Source organism: Marinobacter sp. EVN1 (assembly GCF_000475375.1).
GTDB classification, from domain to species: Bacteria; Pseudomonadota; Gammaproteobacteria; order Pseudomonadales; family Oleiphilaceae; genus Marinobacter; species Marinobacter nauticus.
In genome coordinates this window covers 1-19,330 of record NZ_AXCB01000008.1, presented here as the reverse complement: position 1 = coordinate 19,330, position 19,330 = coordinate 1, and the positions used below count along the sequence as shown (strand labels likewise).

Genomic DNA, 19,330 nt, shown 5'->3' with positions numbered 1-19,330 from the left:
ACAGAAATAACACACACCAGACCTGCCGATAGCGGTGCCCCCTTCGATATAATCCTGCCATGAGTAAAAAAACGCCTCCCCGCAAGAAAAAAACCGAATCCAGTCCTCGCCGCAAACGCTCCGGTCTCTGGCGCTTGCTGTTTCGCGCAGCTGCCCTGTGCCTTGTGCTGCTGGCGGGATGGATGGTCTATCTCGATGCCGTAGTGACCTCTCGCTTCGAAGGACGTCGCTTTGAAGTGCCCTCTCGGGTGTACGCCCGGCCCCTGGAACTCTACGACGGTGCTGGTATCAGCGCCGCCGCGCTGGTCCGTGAACTGGAGCTTGCAGGCTATCGCTCGGGCGACGGTCGTCGGCCCGGAACCTGGCAGCGAAATGGCGACCGTTTTGTCATCAGCATCCGGGGTTTTTCTTTCCCGGATGGCAAGGAGCCCAGACGGCGTCTGTCACTGGTGGTTCGTGGTGATCGGGTAGATTCGTTTTCCGTGATGGAGGGTGACAGCTCTCCGATTGTTCGGCTGGAGCCGGCTCAGATTGGCGGAATATACCCCTCCCATCGGGAGGATCGGATTCTGGTGGAGCTGGATGAGGTGCCCGAGTCCATGATTGCCGGTCTGATGGCTGTGGAGGACCGGCAGTTCTACGAGCATTTCGGCATCGCGCCACTCTCCATTGCGCGGGCGATGGTGGCGAACATCAAGGCCGGTCGAATAGTTCAGGGCGGCAGTACACTGACCCAGCAACTGGTGAAGAACTTTTTCCTGACCCGGGAGCAAACCCTTCTGCGCAAGGGCAACGAAGCCCTGATGTCGGTATTGCTGGAGTTGCATTATGACAAGGACGACATCCTCGAAACCTACCTGAATGAAGTTTATCTGGGCCAGGCAGGCACTCGCAGCATTCATGGTGTTGGCCTGGCCAGCCAGTTTTTCTTCGGCGAGTCGCTGAAGGATATTGATGTCCACCAGATTGCCCTGCTGATTGGCATGGTCAAAGGCCCCAGTTATTACAATCCGCGCCGGCACCCGGAACGGGCCAGGGCGCGGCGTAACCTGGTGCTGGACGAGATGGCTGAGGCCGGGGTTATTTCCGGGCAAGAGGCCAGGGAGGCGAGTGCAAGGCCTCTCGGCCTCAGCGCAAAACCGTCCTATACCGATAATCGCTACCCGGCCTATATCGACCTGGTACGCCGACACCTGGCGCGGGACTACCGGGAGGAAGACCTGCAGAGCGAGGGCCTGAGAATATTCACCACCCTGAATCCGGAAGTTCAGCAGGCCGCTGAGAAGGCGGCAACCGATACCTTGCCTCGCCTGGCGTCGGGTGAGGTGGCCGAGGCGCTGGAAGCGGCGGTGGTTGTCACCGCCAAGGATACCGGCGAGGTGTTGGCGCTGGTGGGGGGCAAAGACCCCCGCTTTGCCGGTTTTAACCGGGCAGTTGACGCCCGGAGGCCTATCGGTTCGCTGGTGAAGCCGTTTATCTACCTGACGGCGCTGTCTCAGCCGGAGCGCTACACCTTGATTTCGCCGGTTCAGGATAAGGCCTTCACCCTCGAGTTTGACGATGGTCGGCGCTGGCAGCCGCAGAACTATGATGGCAAGGAGCGTGGCCTGGTGCCCTTGCATGAAGCTCTGTCCCGCTCGTACAACCTGCCGGCCGTGCGTGTAGGGCTGGATGTGGGCATACCGGCGGTGCAGGAGACGCTGAGGGCCTTTGGGGTGACCACGCCTATTTCGGATTATCCGTCGATGCTTCTGGGCTCCATTTCCCTGTCGCCGGTGGATGTCGCGCAGCTGTATCAGGGTCTGGCAACCTCCGGTTTCAATACGCCCCTGCGTACCATTCGGGAAGTCACCGATGCTGCGAATGAGCCTTTGTCCCGGTATAGCCTGAAAGTGGATCAGGTGGCCGATCCTGCCGCGGTGCATCTGGTGCAGTATGTTATGCAGGAAACCATGCAGGAAGGCACGGGCCGGTCAGCCTACTACCGGTTACCGGATTCCCTGACACTGGCGGGCAAGACCGGTACCACCGACGATGGCCGTGATTCCTGGTTCGCCGGTTTCAGCGGCGACCTGCTGGCGGTCGCCTGGGTCGGCCGTGATGATAACGGCCCGACCGCGTTGAGTGGGGCTTCCGGCGCCTTGCCGGTCTGGTCTGCCACCATGGCGCAGATTCCCCAGCACGGTTTCTCACCGGTGATGCCCGATGGCGTTCAGTATCACTGGGTGAACCCGGGCGAACAGGCGCTGACCGGCGAAAACTGCGACAATGCCCGGCTGATTCCGTTTATCGCCGGCAGCGAGCCGGAACAGCACACAGGCTGCAACGGCAGTCTTGGCCGGCAAATTCGAGGTTGGTTTGAAGGATTGTTTCAATGAATAAACAAGTGATTATACGGTCAGCCTGTCTGGCCCTGTTTGTCGGCCTGGCCGGTGGTTGCGCCACGGGGCCGGGTGGCGGCTCCATCTATGTGCCCGTGGGGGGCGATGACCGCCGTTCGGCGCCGAAACCACCACGCACCAATATTCCTGATGAACAGGACGAACAGGTATGGCGCAAGAGTGAGCAACCGACGGTCACTGAGCCGGACTCGCCGAGCACCCGGGCGCCCAGCTACAGCGAATCCGGTGACCAGTTGCCGGCCGCCGCACTCACGTTGGTGCGTGATGCCGATCAGCGCCTTCGGCAGGGTGATTCCGCCGGCGCCATCGCCCGACTGGAACGTGCCCAGCGCATTGCGCCAAGATCTTCCGAAGTCTATTTCAAGTTGGCCGAGGCTTACGTTGCCGGGGACAATCTGGGGGCTGCGGAGCAGTTTACTCTGAAGGGACTCTCGTTGGCGGGCAACGATGAACGCATGCAGCGTTCAGGCTGGTTGCTGCTGGCGGATATCCGCCGGGCTCGCGGTAACGTGGCGGGGGCCGATCAGGCTGAGGCCAGGGCTGCGGCGTTGTAACTCGGGTTGACGGAATGAATGTTCAGAGACCGTCCCTGGTCTCTGAACGCCACAGCAAAATCAGGGCTGTGGTATGGGGTCTGCCACGGTTGTTTCACCGGCAACAACGGAGACGTTCTGTTGCCCATCAAACTCCAGAGCTTCATCGGTCTCGTTGTTGTCCAGCTGGCAGCTGTAGGCGATGGTGTACTGGCCTTCGGTCAGGAATGCTGCGGTCCACTCATAGAGTGATCCGGATTCCTGAGCGGTGACCGGAACCACCATCAACGGGTTGGTGCCATCGCGAGTGACGTTCAGGTCAATCGGTTCGACATCAGCGCCTTCGTAAACGTAGACCGCACCGTCGTACTCGCAATCCGCCAACGTGTCTTCTACGTCGTCAGTGCCTCTTGTTTGGGCAATCGTTGCGTAATCAACGGTCCCCTCAATGGCGCCAACCTCCAGGTTGTCCACGAGTCGAAGCACGGGTTTGAGCATGTAGTCGGCCAGGGCCTGCCCCTGTGGGTCGACAATGGATTTGCGCACATCAAAATCGATGGTGAAGTTGTTGCTGGAATCAGCCGCCACCACGAAGTCGCCTTTCAGCTTCAGTCCGCTCTGCTCACCTGAGGGAACGGCAAGGGTGAACTGGCTGTCGCCATCGCTTTCTTTGGTCACGTAGGAGTTGTCGGTGTCGATAATCAGCCGGATTTCGTTATAGACCCCGGCCGGCACTTCCTCGTTGGTGATCAGTGGCTCGGTTACACCGCCTTGCAGCGTGAGCAGGTCAACCACACCGGTTTCATCGAGGCTGAACTCCAGCCAGTCCCCGTCGGCCGGCTTGAGCCGGATGGCATTGAACGCAATGTTGACGCTGGACAGCTCCATGGTCGGAGCGTCGGTCAGTCCAACGGAGACCGAGCCGGTCTCACCCGATGATGAGGAACCGCCGCTACCACCGCATGCCACCAGTGCGCTGGTCAGCGCAGAAACGACAAATACTCTGCTCAGTTGCTTCATAAAACCCTCCGGTTTTTTTGGTCCAGTTCTGGCCTGGTCGTTGGGTGCCAGTCAGAACCTAACGCTGAGGGTTCGAGAAAGGTTCCGGTTGTTTCATTAACATTCGGCCATTAATCCGTCATTATCGCCTGGAGTGCACTCAGGGCGGGCGTGAGATAGACTGCCCTCTTACCAAATTTCGATCAGGCAGTTGGTCTTTGGCAATTTTCCCTTTTCGCCCCTCCGCGCAGAAACGTTTCCATCGGTTGGTTCAGCCCCACCTCGAGGGGATGTATGCGTTTGCCTACCGTTTGACCGGAACCCGTCAGGACGCTGAGGATCTGGTGCAGGATGTGGTCGTCAAACTGTATCCCCGATTATCCGAACTGGAGACGGTGGAACAGCTTCGGCCCTGGCTGAACCGTGTGCTTTATCGTCAGTTTGTGGATTCGGTTCGCCGCAGGGGGCGCCGTGCCGACCGGGCAGCCAGTGAACTCATGGAGGCGGACCACCAGGCGGATTGGTTCGATGCGCTGGAATCTGATGATGCCACGCCAGAACTTGTCTTCGATCAGTCGCGCCTCGGCTTCATGCTGGAGGAGGCTATGGACCGGCTTTCGCCAGATCAGAGAACCTTGCTGCTTCTGCATGATGTTGACGGCTGGCGACAGGAGGACGTGGCCGAGGTACTGGGTGTTGCGGTTGGTACCGTGAAGTCGCGATTACATCGCAGCCGCGCCACGTTGAGAAAATACCTGCAGCAGCGCATGGAACCGGGAAGCGACGTCCGGCGTGTTGAGGAGTGAGGTGATGACCATGTCCTGTCCAAGCATTCGATCACAATTACCTGATTATGTCAGGGCGACACTCTCCGAGAATGAGGCGGCAGTGGTGCGTGAGCATTTGCAACGTTGCCCTCGGTGCCGGCGTCGTTGTGATATGGAAGAAGTGTTGATGTCCCGGATGGCGGCGCAGTTTGATGTGCCTCCGCCGGCCCCGGATTTTGAATCGCGGGTGTTTGGGGAGTTGTCTTCCGGTTCGGGCCGGGGTGTACACATGGCGTGGGGTGGTGCGGTGGCGGCAGCACTGGCATTGGGGTTGTTCATCGGGCAGTCCGGACTGTGGCAACCTGATGAGGCTGTCGCTGTGGCGGAGGTGGTGGACACCTCCGTTGTCGCGCCCGTGGAGAGAACTGTACGCCTTGCATTCACGGCGGGAGAGCCCCTGGATGACGTTACCCTTACCTTGAATCTGCCACCTCATGTGGAAATCGCAGGCTTGCCCGGGCAGCATCAGGTGCGCTGGCAGGTGAGCCTGGAACAGGGTGACAATGTGCTGGCATTACCCCTGCGGATTATGTTCCCCGGGGACGGCGAGCTTGTTGCCGAGCTGGATGCTGAAGGCCGACAGAAAGTTTTTCGGGCCACCATACCCGATTACCCGGGGGCGAGCCGGCATGCCCCTGTGGATGTTAAGGAGCCTGCAACATGAGTGGTTATAACGGATCCCTTGGCTTCGCAACCGCTGGCCTTATACTTGCCCTGATGTCCGCGCCGGCGTTTGGCCGGGACGATCTTGACGTCACCATGCGGCTGGTTGGTGAGAATGAGGACGTAACGGAATCGGTTGCCCGTGAAATTCGGTTACCGGAGCTACCGGCACTGGAGCGTCGTTCCTCCGGGCTTGGACGTGGCGATGGTGAGCCGCCGGGCCAGCAAATTCGCGAGCAGGCCCGTGAAAAAGGGCGGGATTTTGGTCAGTCCATGTCAGAGCGTGCCCGCGACGTTCGTGAAAACCGGCCGGAGCGGCCTGGTTCCGACAAGCGCCCCGATATTGATCCTGGCAAAAAGCCGGAACTCCCGCCTCAATCCTCGAAGCCGTAACTCAAAGCTTGTGGTAACCTCGGTTTCCGTCAACGGTTTTCTATTTATTGACTGAACCCGGGGTTGTTCTTGCGTCTCCTCTTCATCTTTTTGTTTCTTCTCGGTCAGCCCCTGTTGGCCCAATCCGCTTTCTCTGATGGGGCAAGCGAAGCTCTGGCCCAAGGCGTGGTCCAGTTTCAGCAAGGCAACCTTGGTCAGGCCCGGGAAAGTTTCCAGTTGGCTGCAGAGCTGGGCGTTCAGTCTCCCTCACTGCATTATAATCTGGGCGTGGTCTGTTATCGGCTGGGGGATTATCCGGCGGCCCGGCAGTGGTTTTCCCGTTTACTGGACAGCGACGATCGCGCCTTGGCCACGTACAACCTGGGCCTGGTCGCCCTTGCTGATGATCGGCCAGGGGAAGCCCGTAAATGGTTTGAGGAGAGCCTTGCGGCATCACCACCGGAATCTGTCCAGCGTCTTGCCGAGCAGCAGTTGGCAAAACTCGACGGCCTGGCACTTCTTCAGGGCGAGCGCCGAGTGGATGCCTACGGCTATTTGTCCCTCGGCGCAGGTTACGACAGCAATCTTTCGGCAACTCCTGAAGACTCCGCCAGTAATCAGGGAAGTGCGCTTGGCGAAGTGATAGCCGCCGGTTCGGTTGACTATGCATTGGATGCCCACCGTTGGCTCTCGCTGGATCTGATCGCGTTTGCCCGACACTATGCCGAGGACGGCGATTACGATCAGCAGTTGTTACAGGCGCGCTTCGGTGTCATGCGTGCCTGGGGGCTTTGGGCGGTTGGTATTCGGCCCGTGGTGTCGCGTTCGTGGCTTGACGGAGATAGTCTGGAAACCCGCTGGGGTGCTGAGTTTCTGGCCCGGTCTGCCGAGTGTTCACCTGCCGAAGATCTGAGGTGTGACGTGGCGTTTGCCGTGGAGCAGGTGAATGGTGGTGACGGCTACCAGGCCTACGATGGCCAGTGGTACCAGCTGAAGGCAGGGCTGGGTTATCCGTTTGGTGATCTGGACCTGGCAGGCGAGTACCGCCTGGAACTGAACAACCGGCAAGATCTGGACGTGCCCGAACGGTTTGTCAGCGTATCGCCCACAAGGCACGAGCTTATACTGGAAGCGAATTACCAGCTGTCGTCGGAATTGGCCCTGGCGGGTGAGCTATCGGTTCGCCACAGTCGCTATGGCAAGCCGCATCGCTGGGTTGAGTCGGGGATGTTGGTGGAGCGCAGGCGGGAAGACGTCCTGACCGGAGTAGGGCTGATGGCTGAGTATGATCTCACTGCGCGCTGGTTATTAAGGCCGCAATGGTTTTTCCGTCATCAGCAGAGTGAGCTCAACGAATACGATTTTCGTCGGCATACGCTGTTGCTCTCCCTCGAGGGCGTATTCTAGCCCAGCCGAGGTTTGCCCCCGGATTGATCCCGGGGGCAATGGTGCCTCACAACGTTTTCATGACCTTGCGCGCAGCTGCCAGAGTGAATTCAATATCCTCATCTGACAACGCTGCGGTAGTAAAGCCTGCCTCGAATGCTGAGGGCGCAAGGTAAACGCCTTCCTTCAGCATGCCCTGGAAGAATGCCTTGAAGCGTTCCACGTCACAGGCCATCACCTGGTCAAAGCGCGTGATGGATGGTTCGGTAGTAAAGAAGAAGCCGAACATTGCACCCGCGGACTGAACCGCCAGTGGGATGCCGGCTTCATCCGCTGCCGCCTTGAAGCCATCCTTCACCCGATTGGTTTTTTCCGTCAGCCGATCGTGGAACCCGGGCTCGGAAATGGCATTCAGCGTGGTCAGCCCGGCGGTCATTGCCAGCGGGTTACCGCTCAGGGTGCCGGCCTGATAAACCGGGCCCAGCGGCGAGATATGCTCCATGATTTCGCGTTTGCCGCCGAATGCACCGACGGGCAGGCCGCCGCCAATCACCTTGCCCAGAGCCGTCAGGTCCGGTTTCACCCCGTAGAATCCCTGGGCGCCGCCGAGCGATACCCGGAAACCGGTCATCACCTCATCGAAGATCAGCACGGTGCCGTGCTCATCACACACTTCCCGCAGCGCTTCCAGGAAGCCGGGCACGGGCGGGATGCAGTTCATATTGCCGGCTACGGGCTCAACGATAATGGCCGCGATCTGGTCGCCCATCTGGCGGAAGGTATCACGAACCTCGTCAATATCGTTGTAGGTCAGGGTCAGGGTATGCTCCGCCAGGCTGGCCGGAATTCCCGGTGAGTTCGGTACACCCAGGGTCAGGGCGCCGGAACCGGCTTTGACCAGCAGGGAATCTACGTGGCCGTGGTAGCAACCTTCGAATTTCACGATCTTGTCGCGGCCGGTGTAGCCACGGGCCAGACGGATGGCACTCATGGTGGCCTCGGTGCCGGAGTTGACCATGCGCACCAGTTCGATGGAGGGCACCAGTTCGCACACCTTTTTCGCCATCTCGGTTTCAATGGCGGTCGGGGCCCCGTAACCCACACCCAGATCGACCTGTGCGTGCAGCGCCGCTTTGATGCGGGGGTCGGAATGGCCCAGGATCATCGGGCCCCAGGAACCAATAAAATCGATGTACCGCCGGTCATCCTCGTCATAGAGATAGGCGCCCTCGGCGTGTTTGAAAAAGACCGGAGTACCGCCAACACCACGGAATGCCCGTACCGGGGAGTTCACGCCGCCGGGAATGTATTTCTGGGCCTGTTCAAAGAGGGTTTCGGAATGATTCACGGTTGTCTCCTGTTATTCGGAAAGTGAAAAAAGTGGATGATGCCGGGCGAACAGACGGTTAAATGCCTTGGCCCGGGCTTCAATGTCTGAGGGTTGGCCGCAGAACAGGCCGCCCACTACGGCAACCAGGTCTGCCCCGGCACGGATCAGGGGCTCCGCATTGTTGCCGGTGATTCCGCCTATGGCTGTAATGGGTAACCCGAGGCCTTTTGCCTCGGTTAAAACGTCCGGCGAGGCCGGGGGCGCACCTGGCTTGGTGGCCGAATCGTAAAAGCGGCCGAAGGCCAGGTAATCCGCACCGCCGTCAGCGGCTGTCTGGGCCAGATTCAGGCTGTGATGGCAGGTGATGCCGATAATGGCATGCTCCCCGAGCAAGCGCCTGGCGTCGACCAGTGAGCAATCATCCTGACCCAGATGAACCCCAGCGGCGCCGACTCTGACGGCAAGTTCCGGGTCGTCATTAATCAGTAACGGAACGTCGAACCCTTGGCACAGGCTGTTGAGGTTCCTGGCCTGAACCAGCCGTTCAGAGGCTGTCGATCCCTTGTCCCGATACTGAACCAGCCGCGCGCCTCCGGCCAGAGCCGCCTCTACCGAAGCAATCAGGATGTCGGCAGGCGTCAGCCGATTATCGGTGATGGCGTAAAGACCGGGTCGAAGCTGAGACTTTACCGTTCCCACAGAATACCCCGGTCGGGAACCCGCTGGCCCTGGCCAACCGTCAGTGCATGCAACAGCGCCCGATGCACGTAATTCTGCGCCTGGGAAATCGCGGCTCTTGGTGACAGTCCCATGGCCCGGCCGGCGGCAATGGCCGCTGCCAGCGTGCAGCCGGTGCCGTGATATTCATTGCCGCCAACCCGTTCCACCTCCCATTCCATGGGCTCCGGGGCGTGGTTATACAGTGTGTTGATGATGTGGATGCCGGTGCCGTGGCCGCCGGTGGCAAGCACGGACTCACAGCCCGTCTGCAAAAGGTTGCGGGCGGCCTCTGCCGGATCGTCGCTGCCGCCGAGCTGAGCCAGTTCAATGCCGTTGGGCGTAATCATTTCAGCCCTGGCAAACAGTTTGTCTTTCATGGCTGTGACAAGCGCATCATCAGCCAGATCGCCACCGCCAGCCGCCTTGATCACCGGGTCGACAATCAAAGGCACGCCCGAATGCTTCTGCACAAACTCCACCAGTACCTCCACCACTTCGGCATTTCCGAGCGCCCCGGTTTTGATGGCGTGGATGGGCGTATCCTGGGCAAGGCACTCCAGTTGCTGTTTGATCAGGTCCGGGCTGACGGGCTCGGCGCCATATACGTTGCGGGTGTCCTGCACGGTCAGGCAGGTGAGCACGGGCAGCGGATGGGCGCCGATGGATGTGATGGCCTGTATGTCTGCCTGTATGCCGGCGCCACCAGACGGATCCAGCCCGGAGAGCACCAGTACGTGGGGGCGGGTGAAGCTTTTGATGGACGATCTCCTCAGAATGGTTTAACAACAGCAAGAATCACGACAGCGAGCAGGACAAACACCGGCAGCTCATTAAACCAGCGGTAGAACACGTGGCTACGGGTGTTCTGATCATCCCGGAACACTTTGACAAGGTGACCACAGTAGAAGTGGTAGATGATCAGCAAAGCCACCAGCGTCAGCTTGGCATGCAGCCACCCCTGACTGAAATAGCCTGACCAGTTATAGCTGAGCAGCCAGACACCGAATACAACCGTGGCGACCATGGAAGGCGTAGTAATGCCACGGTAAAGCTTGCGTTCCATCACCTTGAACCGCTCTTTGCCTGGTTCATCCTCGCAGGCGGCATGATACACGAACAGTCTGGGCAGATAGAAAATGCCGGCGAACCAGCACACCAGGGAAATAATGTGGAAGGCTTTCACCCAAAGCATTCGTTAACTCCGTCGGTATTGGTAGTAGCTTTCGATATCCGTTTGCAGCACAACACCATAAACCCGTTGAATCATGGGGGCCACATGGCGTTGTACGTATAGTGCCTCAGCTTGGGTGCTGTCGAATTGATGCAGGGCTTCTTCCAGCGTTGCCTGGTACTGTACCGGTGCCACATCCCGCCGGTTGGCGGGGATTTCCATCAAATCAATGGATTCCGGTAATTCGGTGCCTTCCTCGGCGGCCTGCTTCTCGGTGTCCTCAAGAAAGCGGGCCAGATCGACGGCCGGTAGCAGGGCGGTGGGGCCATTGCTGCCTTCCACCAGAAGCCATTTCGGTTCCGATTTCAGGGCTTTCTTGGCTTCTTCAAGCGTGAGCGCGCGCTCGGTTCGAAGAATATTCCGTTCCATGATGGCGCCAACCGAAACCCGCCTCAGTGCCTGGATAACGGGGGAATTCTGGTAGCTCAGGCCCTGGCTCTTGAGGATGGTCAGGAATAGCGATTTCTTGCCGAAAGCTTCGCTGGTTACCAGGCTGGCGGTAGTAATCATCAGCATGCCTGGCAGTATGATGTTCGGGTTCCGGGTGAGCTCCATCAGCGCCATCAAAGCCGCCAGTGGCGCCTGCAGCACGGCGCCCATCATCGCCCCCATACCCAGCATGGCGTAAAACCCCACCGATGAGGCAATGTCCGGGAACATCTGGGCGCCGATCAGGCCCATGGCGCCGCCCAGGGTGGCGCCCATGAAGATGGTGGGGCCGATAACACCGCTGGGCATACCCAGTCCAATGGACAATCCGGTGATGATCAGCTTGGCGCTGCCCGCGCCGATCAGTAACCAGAATCCGAGTTCACCGTGAATGGTTTCGCTCACCGTATCGTAGCCGATGCCCATGGTTTCCGGGATGACCAGGGCGAAGGGCACCATCAATAGGCCGGCTACGGCAATTCGTAGCAACACCGGGCGGTGATGGTAACGGCCCATACTGTCTACCAGTTGGATAAATCCGGCCGCTGCGATGCCGATAATAACGGCAATGGCGAGAATCCAGGGGATCTCCAGCAGTGAATTCATGGTCAGAGCCGGGACACTGAACGCCGGTTCGGTGCCATAAACCGCCTGGGTGACGATGGCAGCGCTGACCGCGGCCAGGATGATCGGAGTGAAGCCGGCAATGGTGTATTCCATCATCACCACTTCCATGGCGAAAATCACGCCGGAGATGGGAGTGTTGAAGGAGGCGGAAATGGCAGCGGCACAACCGCAGGCGACCAGCGTACGAATGCTGTTGTTGGGCAGCCGCATCCATTGCCCGAGCAGGCTGGAGAAGGCCGCGCCCAGATGGACGGCGGGCCCCTCCCGGCCGGCGGATTGCCCGGTAATGACCGTGGTAACGCCGGAAACAAACTGAACCATGGCGCTGCGGAAGGAGATGTAGCCCTGATGGTAGTTCAGCCGCTCCATGATATGAACGATGCCGACTTTGCGATCGTGCAGGGCGAGTTTGTGCAACAGCAGCCCCAGCCCCAGAGCCCCCGCCAGTGGCAGAAGACCGCGGGTGAGCAGATCCAGCTCTTCGAAACTCTCTGAGCCCTGGCCCGGCAGGAAATGCTCCAGTGGCCATTCAATAGCGAGTCGGAAAAGCAGGATCACGCCGCCGGTCACAATGCCGGACAGCAGGCCAAGAACCGCCAATTGCGGTAAGGCATCAACGCCGGAGAGCTTCCGCCGGAATACGGGGATCAGATTCTCGGTAATCTGTTGCCTGATGCTACGCATTGGCGGGGTGTTCCGGTTGGAGTGTCGGGATCATCAGCAGATTTCTGACAACATTGTAACGGCGGGCCCGCAGGCTGCAATAAGTCCTTGGTTTATCATGTTAGACTACGTGCCCTGACTTCCCAATTCTGTCCAGACCACGTTGGAGATAAGAGTGATTAAAGTAGGCATCGTCGGCGGAACCGGATACACGGGTGTAGAGCTGCTGAGAATTCTGGCTGTCCACCCGGAAGCAGAGGTTATCTGCATCACCTCGCGATCGGAAGCGGGCATGCCCGTGGCCGATATGTATCCCAACCTGCGAGGCCATTATGAGCTTGAATTCTCCGAGCCCGACGCATCGGTGCTGGCGAGCTGTGATCTGGTGTTTTTTGCCACGCCGCACGGCGTTGCCATGCGCATGGTTCCGGAATTGATGGCCTCAGGTGTTCGCGTGGTCGACCTGTCGGCGGACTTCCGCCTGAAAGATCTTGATACCTGGGCAAACTGGTATGGCATGCCCCACGAGAGTGCCGACTGGGCCGAAAAAGCAGTGTACGGCTTGCCCGAGGTGGCGCGCGAGGCCATTCGTGACGCTCAGTTGGTTGCGAATCCAGGGTGTTATCCGACAGCCGTGCAGTTGGGATTCCTGCCGTTGCTGGAAAAGGGCCTGGTCAATCCGGCAAGGCTGATAGCCGATGCCAAGTCTGGCGCCAGCGGTGCCGGCCGGCAGGGCAAGATTGGCATGCTTCACGGTGAGATAGGCGAGAGTTTCAAGGCCTACGGCGCTTCCGGGCATCGGCATTTGCCGGAAATTCGCCAGGGCCTAATGGCCGCTGCAGGGAAAGGCGTTGGTGTTACCTTTGTGCCGCATCTGATACCGATGATTCGCGGTATTGAAGCCACGCTCTATGCCGAGCTCGATAATCCTCAGGATTTTGACCGCCTTCAGGCACTGTATGAGGCGCGTTATAAAAATGAGCCGTTCGTTGATGTCATGCCGTTCGGCAGTCATCCGGAGACTCGCAGTGTTCGTGGTGCCAATCATTGCCGGATGGCATTACACCGCCAGGAAGACAGTAATATCGTGATCGTTTCATCGGTGATCGACAACCTGGTAAAAGGCGCCGCCGGCCAGGCGGTTCAGAATATGAATATTATGTTCGGCCTGGATGAAACCATGGGGCTGAACGCTCCGGCTCTGCTGCCGTGAGGTCGGGCCGTGAGTGATCCTCGAAAACCGGCGGATGAATACGTTGTTATCCGCCATCGGCCAGGTTACCGGTTACGTCGCAGCCTGATTCTGCTGGCATTTACCGTCATCGCCGCCGTGGCAGGATATGCCGCTGGGCTTGCCCAGGGAGGCTTCCGTTTCAGCTCGGCGGAGGCGTCTGCCGAGCAGCTGGTGGAGGAGGTGGAGAACCTTCGGGAGCAATACCGGGAGGCACGTCAGGGGTTGGTGAATCTCGAACGTGGGCGCGCGATCGATGAACAGGCACTGCGGGAGGCACGAAACACGATTGTCGGCCTGGAAACCCGCATCCTGGAGCTGGAGGCGGATCTTACCTTCTACCGCAATATCATGGCGCCCTCGGAAACCAGCAAGGGCCTGCAGGTAGACAGTTTTACGTTGAGCCCGGCCAGGGAGTCTGGTGTTTTCGATTTCAAAATGGTGCTGACTCAGGTTGGCAACAACAAGAGCTATATTTCGGGTCTGGTGGCCGTAAATGTCATCGGTCGTCTGGATGGCGAGAAAGAGGTGATTGCGCTGAGAGATCTGTCGGATGAGATTGATGATCTGGGCGTGAAATTCCGGTTCCGCTACTTCCAGGATGTGGAGGGCAGCCTGCGCCTGCCTGAGAGCTTTGAGCCCTATGAGATTCAGGTCGTTGCCCAGGCGGAGGGCCGCAAGGCATCCCAGGCTGAACGAACCTTTGATTGGAAAGATTTAACGGAGAATTGAGATGCTTGGCAAGAAAAAGCAGAAACCCCGCCGTTCCCCCGGCCATTTTGACACCCTGATTTCCGGCAAGACCACCGTTGAGGGCGACGTTCATTTCTCCGGTGGTCTTCACGTGGATGGCACCATCAAGGGCCGGGTTGTGGCCGAAGAAGGCTCCGATGCGGTGGTGCGTTTGTCAGAGGTGGGGGAAATCGTTGGCGACGTCGTGGCTCCCCATATCATCATCAATGGCAAGGTAAAGGGTGACGTGCATGCCTCTGCCCACCTCGAGCTGGCAGAGAAAGCGGTAGTTACCGGCAATGTCTATTACCAGTTGATTGAGATGGCCATGGGCGCCTCGGTCAACGGCAACCTGGTGCGCAAGGATGAAACCAGTGGTTTGCTGACGCATGAGCAAAAGCAGCCAGATAGTTCAATCACAGGTGAAGATGAGGACAAGTCCGAATAGTTGATTGTTTTAGTCAGGAATACCATAATTTCCTGACAGCAATATCATGCCGGAGGCAGACTTTGAGTGTAGTTCAGCAACAAATGGCCACGCCGTTGTTTTTCACCGACAACGCAGTCGCAAAGGTGCGTGAGTTGATCGAGGAGGAGGAAAATCCCGATCTCAAGTTGCGTGTCTTTGTCACAGGCGGCGGCTGCTCCGGTTTCCAGTACGGCTTCTCGTTTGATGAAAGTCAGGAAGAAGATGACACCGTCATAGAGCGGGATGGGGTCAAGCTGCTGGTGGATTCGATGAGCTATCAGTATCTGGTGGGCGCGACTATCGACTATCAGGAAGGGCTGCAGGGTTCACAGTTTGTCGTTCAGAACCCCAATGCGAGTTCGACCTGCGGTTGTGGCAGCTCATTTTCCATCTGAATCAGGGCGGATAAATTGCGCCCAGTATTCTCTCGCCCGAAGCGCCGGTGACTTCGGGCACGTTGCCCGGTAACTGAAGGATGGTTTGTCGGGCCAGCCAGGCGAACGCCACCGGCTCTACCCATTGAGGGTCAAGACCAAGATCCGCCGTGGTGTGCAGTGCGGCGGACCCAAGGCCTACCTTGAGCTCTCTCATCAGTAATCGATTGAAGGTGCCACCACCACAGGCATACACGGCCATGTCCGCATTTTCCTGTGGTAACTGCTGGAGAATGGTGGTCACGGTCAGTTGCAGCAGGGTTCTCTGCACGTCCTCGGCGGGTATCTCGTCGAAACGCTGAAGATGCGTGCGCACCCAGTCGATGTTGAAACGCTCTTTGCCCGTACTCTTCGGAGCTGGTTTGCTGAAGTAGGCGTCTGACAGCATGCTGGCAAGCAGTTCGGAATGGGTCGCGCCCTCACTGGCCATGTGGCCGTCTTCATCAAAATGCCGACCGGTCTGGTCCAGGCACCAGGCGTCCAGCAGAGCATTGGCCGGGCCGGTATCGAAGCCGACGACCGGCTTTCTCGATCCGGCCGGCAGCCAGGTGATATTGGCAATGCCGCCGAGATTCAGAATGCATCTATCCTGAGTGGCTGAGGCAAAGAGCCAGCGATGAAAAGCGGGTACCAGAGGAGCGCCCTGTCCGCCGGAGGCAATATCCCGGCTGCGGAAATCGGCAACTGTACTGATCCCCAGACGTTCGGATAGCCACGCGGCATTGCCGATCTGAAGGGAAAAGGGCGCATTGCCGGCTGGTTGGTGGCGAATGGTCTGGCCATGGCTGCCGGCGGCCCGTATCTGTTTTGGGCTAATTCCCGACTGTTTAATCAGTTGGGCACCGGCTTCCGCAAAATGCTGGCCAACCAGGGTATCCAGTTCGCCCAGCTCATCCGGGTCAGCCTGGTTGCGTGTTGCCAGCAATAACCGCTGGCGCAGCGCGTCGGTGTAGGGCAGAGAGATGGTTTCGTGGACGGCCAGGCTGTTCGTGTCGAAAGACACCAGCACCGCATCAACTGCGTCCATGCTGGTGCCTGACATCAGGCCTAGCCAGTAGTCCATGCTCAGTTGTCCGAGGCCAGAGCCAGCTGCTGATTGCTTTCGCGGAACACGTTGAACTGTGCCAGGCGCTGCTCGGTGAACTTCTGGAACCTTGCCATCTCGCTGTCCGGCACCGGCTTGGCGTCGGGGAGTTTGACCGTTCTCGAGTTTCTCGGCGCACCGTTGATCCGGAATTCGTAATGCAGGTGGGGGCCAGTCACCATGCCGGATGAGCCGACGTAGCCAATGGTTTCGCCCTGCTTGACCCGGGTACCGTTCTTGATGCCTTTGCCCAGTCGGCTCATATGGGCATAAAGCGTTGTGATATTGTCGCCATGCTGCAGTACAACCGTCCGGCCGTAGCCGCCTTTCCAGCCAGCAAACTTCACCCGGCCGCTACCGGCTGCCTTGATTGGGGTCCCCGGAGGTGCGGCGTAGTCGGTACCTTCGTGTGGGCGAACCACATCGAGAACCGGGTGGCGACGTTGCAGGTTAAAGGGCGAGGAAACGCGGGCGTTGATCGGCACTCTCAGGAAGGCCTTGCGCATGCTCTTGCCGTCGGGTGAATAGTAGTCACTTTCTCCGTTCGCATCGGTATATAACAGCGCAAGGTTATCTTCTCCCCGGTTGATAAAGCGGGCAGAGAGAATTCGGCCGGTATCAAACTTTTCGCCATCAATATAAAGCTCTTCGTAAACCACTTCGAAGCTGTCGCCTTTTCTGACATCGTATACAAAGTCGATGTCCCAGCCGAAAATGCCGGCCAGTTCCATCGTCAGGCGATCATTCAGGCCGGCGTCTCTGGCTGAGAGGTATAAAGACCCGTCGATAACGCCTGCGGCGAATGCCGGTCTGGCTTCAGGTTCGCGAACGACGGTCTCACCAAGAAAGCCATCTTCCGTGCGCGCGATTTTGAGGGACTCCAACAAAGAGCGTTGGAGTTCAATCGCAACCAGTTCGCCCTCGGAGTTCACGCCGAACCGGATATCCTCGCCGGCATAAAGGCGTTGGAGCTTGTCGGCCTCGCCGTCACCGTGAATCACCGAAAGCATCAGGCCGTCGTTAAATCCGGCTTTCCGGAACAGCGTGGAAAGCGTATCGCCAGATTTGATGGTGAATTCCTGCCACTGAATATCAGGCTCGGGTGCAACGTCTGCCTGAGCTGCCATTGGTTGGCTCTGGCTTTCAGTTGTTTCGCTTGTTGTCTCAGCCTCCGGAGCGGCGGCTTGGGTGCTGGCTTCCTGTGAGGATGCCCCGGAAATCAGGCCCTGTTCCAGGTCGACGGTGTAGCTCATCCGCTTGGCTTCAACGTCTGCACTTGGGCTCATCAGGACAGCAGCAGAGACGATCACCGTGGCGGCTGCCGCCAGGGTAATGTGTGTTTTGGGGAATGTTTTCAGCACGTGGCTCACCCGTTTTAATCGGTAATCCAGTAATTTGTACCGGCTTATTAAAGCGCCAGGTCAAGTATAGACCAACAGAGTACCGCATATAACAGAATTGCGACAGTGTCCAACATTACAGTCTAGCGGCTGCGCTGGTCGTACAAACTGTGCCGCCACTGGTATAATCCCGGGCTTTTCATGCTCTGATTGGTCGTTTTCTGAGCATTCCTACTGTACCAAGGGTGCCGGTAACTCACAGATTTCTTTTGTAGACCTCTGTAACCGGCTCCCGCTTTATTGTCACAAACGGGGTGAGGGGTTCATGGCATCAATAGATGAAGCGCTGGCGATTATCAAACGGGGTATTGATGAGCTGATTCCAGAGGAAGACCTGGTTGAAAAGCTGAAAGAAGGTCGGCCGCTGCGAGTAAAAGCCGGCTTTGACCCAACCGCGCCAGACCTGCATCTCGGCCATACGGTTCTTATAAATAAGCTTCGCCAGTTCCAGGATCTCGGGCACGAAGTTATTTTCCTGATTGGTGACTTTACCGGAATGATCGGTGACCCCACAGGAAAGAGTGCTACCCGGCCTCCGCTTACTGATGATCAGGTTCGCGAAAATGCGATTACCTATAAAGAGCAGGTGTTCAAGATTCTGGATCGCGAAAAAACCCGGGTTGTCTTCAATTCCGAGTGGATGAGCAAAATGACGGCGGCGGATATGATTCGCCTGGCTGGGCAATATACCGTTGCCCGTATGCTTGAGCGCGACGACTTTACCAAGCGCTATCGCTCCGAGCAGCCAATTGCCATTCATGAGTTCCTCTATCCTCTGGTACAGGGCTACGACTCGGTGGCGCTGGAAGCTGACATAGAGTTGGGTGGCACTGATCAGAAGTTCAATCTTCTGATGGGGCGGATTCTGCAAAAGCATTACGGCCAGAAACCGCAGGCCATCCTGACCGTCCCTATCCTTGAGGGGCTGGATGGTGTCCAGAAGATGTCCAAGTCTCTCGGTAACTATGTGGGGGTCAGCGACTCCCCGGGGGAGATGTATACCAAGCTGCTTTCCATGCCAGATGAGTTGCTGTGGCGCTACTTCGAGTTGCTCAGTTTCAGGCCGATGGCTGACATCAAGCAATTCAAAGCCGCGGTTGCCGGCGGCGAAAACCCTCAGGACTACAAGAAGGTGCTCGCTGAAGAGTTGATTACCCGCTTTCATGATGAGGAGGCCGCAAAGACGGCTCATAAGTCGGCGGGTAATCGGGTTGCTCTCGGTGCGATTCCGGACAACGTACCGGTCGTGGAGGTTTCGCTGGAAGGTCAGGGTGAGATTCCGATGCCTGCGGTTCTGCGTCTTGCCGGTCTGGTAAAGAACGGTGCTGCGGCGCGTGACGTGCTTGGGCGTGGAGCGGTTTATGTGGATGGCCAGCAGTTTGAGGGGCAGCGCATGTTTGTAGCAGGGGATGAGTGTGTCATCCAGGCGGGTAAAAAGAAGATTGCCCGGGTGATAATTGTCGAGTGATTATCGTCGCGTTTTGGCCAATCTGGAATTTTTTCAGATTGGCCGTTGACTCCTCGGCTGAGGTCTGTAGAATGCGCATCTCGCTTGAGGGGAAGGCCACTGAAAAGAGCCGAAACCCGAGCGATAACTGCTTGAAAGCGCTGAAGAAAATGTTTCAGAAAAACTTCAGAAAGCGGTTGACAGGAAGGCGGTTCAGTGTAGAATGCGCGCCTCGAAACAGGCAGTAAGCCGGAGAGTTTTTCGGCGGTTTTCGGAAACGAAAACAGCGAAAAATAAACGGTTGACAGGGCAGCGGAACGATGTAGAATGCGCGGCCTTGATTGAGCAACA

19 protein-coding genes are annotated in these 19,330 nt (G+C 58.2%); 11 read left to right on the top strand and 8 right to left on the bottom strand.

Annotation, left to right across the window (positions count from 1 at the left end; all coding sequences use genetic code 11):
• Positions 1-59 precede the first annotated feature (59 nt).
• Positions 60-2,378 (top strand): penicillin-binding protein 1B, encoded by a 2,319-nt coding sequence (mrcB, locus tag Q674_RS24080; protein ID WP_023007998.1) that lies wholly within the window; start codon positions 60-62, stop codon positions 2,376-2,378.
• A complete protein-coding gene (locus tag Q674_RS24075) occupies positions 2,375-2,956 on the top strand; it encodes a tetratricopeptide repeat protein (protein ID WP_023007997.1) in 582 nt (193 codons plus the stop codon). The genes mrcB and Q674_RS24075 overlap by 4 nt, the downstream gene beginning before the upstream one ends.
• 60 nt (positions 2,957-3,016) lie before the next feature.
• Here Q674_RS24075 and Q674_RS24070 read toward each other — a convergent pair whose 3' ends face one another.
• A complete protein-coding gene (locus tag Q674_RS24070; RefSeq protein ID WP_023007996.1) occupies positions 3,017-3,955 on the bottom strand; it encodes a DUF4382 domain-containing protein in 939 nt (312 codons plus the stop codon).
• Positions 3,956-4,152: 197 nt separating this feature from the next.
• On the opposite strand from Q674_RS24070, the gene Q674_RS24065 reads away from it, so the two are divergent.
• The 4 genes from Q674_RS24065 to Q674_RS24050 all read left to right on the top strand — a co-directional run bounded on the left by Q674_RS24065 (position 4,153) and on the right by Q674_RS24050 (position 7,203).
• The gene (locus Q674_RS24065) at positions 4,153-4,740 is read left to right on the top strand and encodes an RNA polymerase sigma factor (RefSeq protein ID WP_081698909.1); all 588 of its coding nucleotides are present in this window, start codon (positions 4,153-4,155) and stop codon (positions 4,738-4,740) included.
• Positions 4,741-4,744: 4 nt separating this feature from the next.
• Entirely contained in the window at positions 4,745-5,425 is a 681-nt protein-coding gene (locus Q674_RS24060; protein ID WP_031209710.1) for a zf-HC2 domain-containing protein, read from the top strand.
• Positions 5,422-5,817: a hypothetical protein gene (locus Q674_RS24055; RefSeq protein WP_014420462.1), complete on the top strand. Its 396-nt coding sequence runs from the start codon at positions 5,422-5,424 to the stop codon at positions 5,815-5,817. Before Q674_RS24060 ends, Q674_RS24055 begins: the two co-directional genes overlap by 4 nt.
• Positions 5,818-5,931: 114 nt before the next feature.
• Positions 5,932-7,203, top strand: coding sequence for a tetratricopeptide repeat protein (locus Q674_RS24050; RefSeq protein ID WP_227501171.1), 1,272 nt, complete (start codon positions 5,932-5,934; stop codon positions 7,201-7,203).
• 46 nt (positions 7,204-7,249) lie between these two features.
• Here the strand turns inward: Q674_RS24050 and hemL are convergent, their stop codons facing one another.
• From hemL to Q674_RS24025, 5 genes are read right to left on the bottom strand one after another with little or no spacing between them, the layout of a single operon-like run.
• Positions 7,250-8,530, bottom strand: a complete 1,281-nt coding sequence (hemL, locus tag Q674_RS24045; protein WP_014420464.1) for a glutamate-1-semialdehyde 2,1-aminomutase — start codon at positions 8,528-8,530, stop codon at positions 7,250-7,252.
• Between the two features lie 12 nt (positions 8,531-8,542).
• Complete coding sequence (gene thiE / locus Q674_RS24040; protein ID WP_023007992.1) at positions 8,543-9,211, bottom strand: thiamine phosphate synthase; 669 nt, start codon at positions 9,209-9,211, stop codon at positions 8,543-8,545.
• Positions 9,199-9,960 (bottom strand): bifunctional hydroxymethylpyrimidine kinase/phosphomethylpyrimidine kinase, encoded by a 762-nt coding sequence (gene thiD, locus Q674_RS24035; protein ID WP_023007991.1) that lies wholly within the window; start codon positions 9,958-9,960, stop codon positions 9,199-9,201. Before thiD ends, thiE begins: the two co-directional genes overlap by 13 nt.
• Positions 9,961-10,001: 41 nt before the next feature.
• Positions 10,002-10,424 carry a protoporphyrinogen oxidase HemJ gene (gene hemJ / locus Q674_RS24030; protein WP_011784219.1) on the bottom strand — a complete coding sequence of 141 codons (423 nt, stop codon included), beginning with the start codon at positions 10,422-10,424 and terminating at the stop codon, positions 10,002-10,004.
• Between the two features lie 3 nt (positions 10,425-10,427).
• Positions 10,428-12,203, bottom strand: coding sequence for a chloride channel protein (locus Q674_RS24025; RefSeq protein WP_023007990.1), 1,776 nt, complete (start codon positions 12,201-12,203; stop codon positions 10,428-10,430).
• A 154-nt stretch (positions 12,204-12,357) separates the two neighbouring features.
• Here Q674_RS24025 and argC point away from each other — a divergent pair, with 154 nt between their 5' ends.
• The 4 genes from argC (at position 12,358) to erpA (ending at position 15,009) form a co-directional block, all read left to right on the top strand.
• Complete coding sequence (gene argC, locus Q674_RS24020) at positions 12,358-13,395, top strand: N-acetyl-gamma-glutamyl-phosphate reductase (protein ID WP_023007989.1); 1,038 nt, start codon at positions 12,358-12,360, stop codon at positions 13,393-13,395.
• 9 nt (positions 13,396-13,404) lie between these two features.
• Entirely contained in the window at positions 13,405-14,145 is a 741-nt protein-coding gene (locus Q674_RS24015) for a DUF6776 family protein (protein WP_022991911.1), read from the top strand.
• A gap of 1 nt (position 14,146) precedes the next feature.
• Positions 14,147-14,593, top strand: a complete 447-nt coding sequence (locus Q674_RS24010) for a bactofilin family protein (RefSeq protein WP_023007988.1) — start codon at positions 14,147-14,149, stop codon at positions 14,591-14,593.
• Positions 14,594-14,676: 83 nt separating this feature from the next.
• Complete coding sequence (gene erpA, locus Q674_RS24005; RefSeq protein ID WP_011784224.1) at positions 14,677-15,009, top strand: iron-sulfur cluster insertion protein ErpA; 333 nt, start codon at positions 14,677-14,679, stop codon at positions 15,007-15,009.
• Position 15,010: 1 nt separating this feature from the next.
• On the opposite strand, the gene Q674_RS24000 is transcribed toward erpA, so the two are convergent.
• Complete coding sequence (locus Q674_RS24000; RefSeq protein ID WP_023007987.1) at positions 15,011-16,111, bottom strand: anhydro-N-acetylmuramic acid kinase; 1,101 nt, start codon at positions 16,109-16,111, stop codon at positions 15,011-15,013.
• Between the two features lie 2 nt (positions 16,112-16,113).
• Positions 16,114-17,493: an OapA family protein gene (locus tag Q674_RS23995; RefSeq protein WP_023007986.1), complete on the bottom strand. Its 1,380-nt coding sequence runs from the start codon at positions 17,491-17,493 to the stop codon at positions 16,114-16,116.
• 304 nt (positions 17,494-17,797) lie between these two features.
• Here Q674_RS23995 and tyrS point away from each other — a divergent pair, with 304 nt between their 5' ends.
• Positions 17,798-19,000 carry a tyrosine--tRNA ligase gene (gene tyrS, locus Q674_RS23990; protein WP_023007985.1) on the top strand — a complete coding sequence of 401 codons (1,203 nt, stop codon included), beginning with the start codon at positions 17,798-17,800 and terminating at the stop codon, positions 18,998-19,000.
• Positions 19,001-19,330 lie beyond the last annotated feature (330 nt).

What these genes read in the sequence shown, in the direction of transcription:
- Q674_RS24075 (WP_023007997.1), top strand. Translation starts at nt 2,375, where the DNA reads ATGAATAAACAAGTGATTATACGGTCAGCCTGTCTGGCCCTGTTTGTC.
- tyrS (WP_023007985.1), top strand. Translation starts at nt 17,798, where the DNA reads ATGGCATCAATAGATGAAGCGCTGGCGATTATCAAACGGGGTATTGAT.
- mrcB (WP_023007998.1), top strand. Translation starts at nt 60, where the DNA reads ATGAGTAAAAAAACGCCTCCCCGCAAGAAAAAAACCGAATCCAGTCCT.
- Q674_RS24070 (WP_023007996.1), bottom strand. Translation starts at nt 3,955, where the DNA reads ATGAAGCAACTGAGCAGAGTATTTGTCGTTTCTGCGCTGACCAGCGCA.
- Q674_RS24010 (WP_023007988.1), top strand. Translation starts at nt 14,147, where the DNA reads ATGCTTGGCAAGAAAAAGCAGAAACCCCGCCGTTCCCCCGGCCATTTT.
- Q674_RS24060 (WP_031209710.1), top strand. Translation starts at nt 4,745, where the DNA reads ATGACCATGTCCTGTCCAAGCATTCGATCACAATTACCTGATTATGTC.
- hemJ (WP_011784219.1), bottom strand. Translation starts at nt 10,424, where the DNA reads ATGCTTTGGGTGAAAGCCTTCCACATTATTTCCCTGGTGTGCTGGTTC.
- Q674_RS24055 (WP_014420462.1), top strand. Translation starts at nt 5,422, where the DNA reads ATGAGTGGTTATAACGGATCCCTTGGCTTCGCAACCGCTGGCCTTATA.
- erpA (WP_011784224.1), top strand. Translation starts at nt 14,677, where the DNA reads ATGGCCACGCCGTTGTTTTTCACCGACAACGCAGTCGCAAAGGTGCGT.
- Q674_RS24025 (WP_023007990.1), bottom strand. Translation starts at nt 12,203, where the DNA reads ATGCGTAGCATCAGGCAACAGATTACCGAGAATCTGATCCCCGTATTC.
- Q674_RS24000 (WP_023007987.1), bottom strand. Translation starts at nt 16,111, where the DNA reads ATGGACTACTGGCTAGGCCTGATGTCAGGCACCAGCATGGACGCAGTT.